This is a genomic window from Gammaproteobacteria bacterium (assembly GCA_013001575.1).
GTDB lineage: Bacteria > Pseudomonadota > Gammaproteobacteria > Steroidobacterales > JABDMI01 > JABDMI01.
Genome location: JABDMI010000040.1, coordinates 1 through 3883, shown reverse-complemented (window position 1 = coordinate 3883; position 3883 = coordinate 1). Strand labels below are relative to the sequence as shown.

At 48.4% G+C, this 3883-nt stretch carries 6 protein-coding genes; 4 read left to right on the top strand and 2 right to left on the bottom strand.

Features of this window, described 5'->3' with window-relative positions; genetic code table 11:
- The coding region (locus HKN88_03840; protein ID NNC97185.1) for a 3'(2'),5'-bisphosphate nucleotidase CysQ at positions 1 to 312 on the top strand (312 nt) is incomplete at its 5' end.
- Positions 313 to 346: 34 nt separating this feature from the next.
- Here HKN88_03840 and HKN88_03835 read toward each other — a convergent pair.
- Positions 347 to 898, bottom strand: a complete 552-nt coding sequence (locus tag HKN88_03835; protein ID NNC97184.1) for a chalcone isomerase family protein — start codon at positions 896 to 898, stop codon at positions 347 to 349.
- A gap of 222 nt (positions 899 to 1120) precedes the next feature.
- Here HKN88_03835 and HKN88_03830 point away from each other — a divergent pair, with 222 nt between their 5' ends.
- From HKN88_03830 to HKN88_03820, 3 genes are all read left to right on the top strand, one after another.
- On the top strand, positions 1121 to 1459 hold the full coding sequence (locus HKN88_03830; GenBank protein ID NNC97183.1) for a DUF3301 domain-containing protein: 339 nt from the start codon (positions 1121 to 1123) through the stop codon (positions 1457 to 1459).
- Positions 1460 to 1465: 6 nt separating this feature from the next.
- Positions 1466 to 2362, top strand: a complete 897-nt coding sequence (locus HKN88_03825) for a PHP domain-containing protein (protein NNC97182.1) — start codon at positions 1466 to 1468, stop codon at positions 2360 to 2362.
- Positions 2363 to 2477: 115 nt separating this feature from the next.
- Positions 2478 to 2690 carry a DUF465 domain-containing protein gene (locus HKN88_03820; GenBank protein ID NNC97181.1) on the top strand — a complete coding sequence of 71 codons (213 nt, stop codon included), beginning with the start codon at positions 2478 to 2480 and terminating at the stop codon, positions 2688 to 2690.
- Positions 2691 to 2704: 14 nt separating this feature from the next.
- Here HKN88_03820 and HKN88_03815 read toward each other — a convergent pair.
- On the bottom strand, positions 2705 to 3883 hold a 1179-nt coding region (locus tag HKN88_03815; GenBank protein ID NNC97180.1), incomplete at its 5' end, for an aminotransferase class V-fold PLP-dependent enzyme.

Sequence of the window (3883 nt, the reverse complement as noted above, 5' to 3'; positions counted from 1 at the left end):
TCACACCAAAGTGAGGGCTTAAAACAATATCTGGCCAAGCTTGGGGAGCATAAGACAGTGGCCATGGGAAGTTCGTTAAAGTTTTGTCTGGTGGCCGAAGGTCTGGCGGATTGTTATCCGCGTCTTGGGCCAACCTCGGAATGGGACACCGCCGCCGCACAAGCTGTGGTAGAAGCCGCCGGTGGCGCGGTTGAAAAACTCGATGGCAGTCCGCTACGTTACAACACCAAAGATGAAATACTCAATCCTTTCTTTATGGTGCATGGGAAAACTGCTGTCGACTGGTTCCGTGCATTGGCAGATGATTATTAAAATTAATCTTAAGGACTTCCAGACACAATAAAACTTATCTGCCTAACATTGCCGCTTTAAGTTTTTTATCCGCCGGTGTTTCACCAATCCAGACTCTCATTAAAGCATCAAAAAAATCCTTGCCCACAATGGTGCCTTTGTTATTGCCGTTGATCACAATGCTGGTACCACTCTCGGGCACAAAATCGAATTGAATACTATCGCCCTTTTTCACTTTTTCCATGTAGCTGATAAATTCATCCACCCGGATCTGTATTGAGGCCATATCGGCAGTATTGGCCTTAAAGCCTTCAACGATCGCGCCTACCATTTTATTTTTTGGTAGATTTCGCAACATATGCAATTGCACCCGTTTGCAACCGGAGTCGGCGATTATGCTGTTGGCATTGGTGGCCTTGGCGGAAATATACAAGGCGCCAAGATACACCTTAAAGGGTCCTTTTTTACGAATTCCCACGCCATTCAATAGCAGTTCCTGGTCACCCACACTGGCAAATTCAGCAACCTCAACCCCGTACATTTTTGCCGCCTGCACAGAGGTCATCATTGCAATACTGGCGATCAGAGTTAATATCAGTTTTTTCATCAAAACAACCTCATTTAAAAATGTGTAATTAAACCTTGCGGCTTAAGCAATCGGTTAAATTGCAAACGTCTATTATAATACGCATGTCCCCGGAGTCGCGCCAGCATCGCGCCAATATCGTGCCTGAATCGCAAGCCAAAGGCAAAAAGATTCCGCCTGCCATGTGATTCACAGGCTGTGTTATCCTGAATCTGCAAATTGTCTTAACAGCATTAAAATCTTATGTGGAAGAGTAACCTCGAGTATTTGATCTATATTGTGGTGTTCATCGCCCTGGCCTGGCTGTGGTGGGATCAGGCCAAAGCGCGGGTGCACGCCAATAAAGTGGCCATGCAACTTTGCCTACAACAAAATGTACAATTTCTCGATGGCACCGTGGTGTTTCAAAAACTCTGGCCCAAACGCAATGCCGACGGTCGTATCGGTTTTCAACGCTACTATGCCTTTGATTATTTGCCCGAGATCAGTGAGAACTTCGAAGATTCACGCAAAACCGGTTTTATTGTGTTGCACGGACTTAAAGTCTTAGCGGTAGGACTGGCACATGACATTGTGCAATAAAATTTTATGTTAAATCAAACCAGTCTGTTCCCTAAAAACACCGCCGGCTATGATCTGCATACCCACAGTACGGCGTCGGATGGCAGTTTATCTCCAGCTGAGTTGGTGGAGGCCGCCATGGCTTGTGGAGTTCATCATTTGGCGGTGAGTGATCACGACACACTGGGCGGTTATCACTTGGCCAAACAACATGTTGTTAAAAAAGACCTGGGGATAAATATAATTCCGGCGGTGGAATTCTCTTCACGCTGGAACACCCGCGATCCTGATGATGGACGCGGCATGACCGTACACATCGTTGCCTTGCACATTGATCCCGAGCATGCGGCGTTACATGAGTTACTCGCCATGACCCAGCAAGCGCGTGCCGAACGCAATGCTCGGATCAAACACAAAATGACAAAAAAAGGCTGGCTGGATGTGTTCGAGCACGCCGAAGAATTGGCCGAACAGGGACAACTGACCCGCACCCATTTGGCGCGCGCCATGTTGGACCTGAATAAAGTCAGTCAGTATCGTCAGGCTTTTTCACGTTATCTTGGCGAAGGTCGCCCACTTGCTGTGCATACACGCTGGCCCAATTTGCGTGAGAGCATCAGTCGCATTAATGCCGCCGATGGCACAGCGGTTTTAGCGCATCCTTTGCATTACTCACTCACGCGTAAAAAACTCTTGCAGTTATGCAGTGATTTCAAACACGTCGGTGGAAATGCCATTGAAGTGATCACCGGGCGCGCCAACAAAGACATGATCGAACAATTGTGCGGCATTGCATTGCGCATGGACCTGCAAGCTTCGGTGGGCTCGGATTTTCACAGTCCCCGTAACGGTGTAGCCCAACTCGGGGTACAACAAACCCTGCCCGATACCTTGCCCGCAGTTTGGTCTAACTGGTCAAACTGATATATATGACCAGAAGAATGTAAGCATTCGATGTTTTTTAATGACCTGGGTGCGCTTCTGGCCTTATAATCAATCCCTTCACAAATTAGCTGTATTTATCCGGAAAGAAAACTGCATGGGGAAACTTGACACAGAAACTTTCAAGAATATCGAACTCTTGAAAATTAAACGCATTGAGCATCAAGATCTTGATCAGGTGATCAATGCGCTGAGTGAGAACCCGGCTTCCGATCAGCTATTGATCCGGCGTTTAAAAAAACGCAAACTCTTGCTAAAAGACCAGATCATTCGCCTGGAAAGCGATCTGATCCCGGATATGGACGCCTAAAACTATTCCAGTTCCTATTCCAGCTCCACTGCCAATTGTTCAATTGCATCCAGCATTTCAGATAAGATTTTTTCATCCGTCAACTTGTTCATGATGGTCACGCGCAGATAGCGTATCTTGTTGATGAGTGTGGATGTGATGTGAAATTCTTTACGCTTCATCATTTCAAAGCGAATCTTTTGTTGCAAGTCGTCACTGGCTTTGCCATCCGCGCCTTGATAACGGAAACACAAAATATTGGTTTCGGGTTGGTACGGTGCAATGAAATTTGGCCGCGTTTTTAGGATTTCGTAAAACTTGCTTGCCATGGCGTATCGATCATCCACAAACGCACCGAGATTCTTTTCGCCCATAAACGCGAGATTCAGGAATATTTTCAAACTCAGTGAAGCTTTGGTGCATTCAATTGCACGTTGCACGGAGTCATAGCCTTCACGATTTTCCCCGTAGGCCAGATAACTGGCATCCTGATGAAAGGCCGCCATAAGATCGGTTGCGTTTTTGAATAAGGCCGCCGCACACAAGACCGGGACCTGCATCATTTTGTGCGCATCCCAGACCACCGAATCGCCCAACTCGATGCCATCTAGAAAATGTCTGGAATTTTGGGATAACAAGGCCGTCGCGCCATGACAGGCGTCGATGTGAAACCACAAGCCGTGTTGTTGGCAAAACTCACCCATCGCCACCAGCGGATCGTGCAATCCGGTGGCGGTGGAACTGGCGTTGGCGATCACCGCCATACAACGTTTTCCATCTGCGCTTAGTTTTGCGTAGGTCTTTTCCAGACTCTCAACCTGCACAACTCCCCACGCGTCCACATCAATGGGGTAAATGGCATTGGTGCCCAGACCCAGGATGGCAACCGCGCGTTCATTCGAGTAATGCGAGACTTTCGGGACCATGATGGCCAGATCTTTAGGTGTGCCTTGAGTCCAGGCTTGCGGGGCAATACGAGCGCGGGCGGCCAGCATTGCGGTGAGATTGGCGAGCGAACCGCCGTGCACCAAGACACCGGCGGCATGACTGGAACGATCAAAATCCTCATCGACAGTGTCAGGGAAGGGTTCTGGGGTCCAGCCGATCTTTTCCAGCATCCAGTTAACCACGCGAAATTCCAGACTGGCCGCCGCGGGTCCCATTTCATAGATCGCCATGGGGTTATTCAAAGCCGCATTGATCATGCCGGCCAA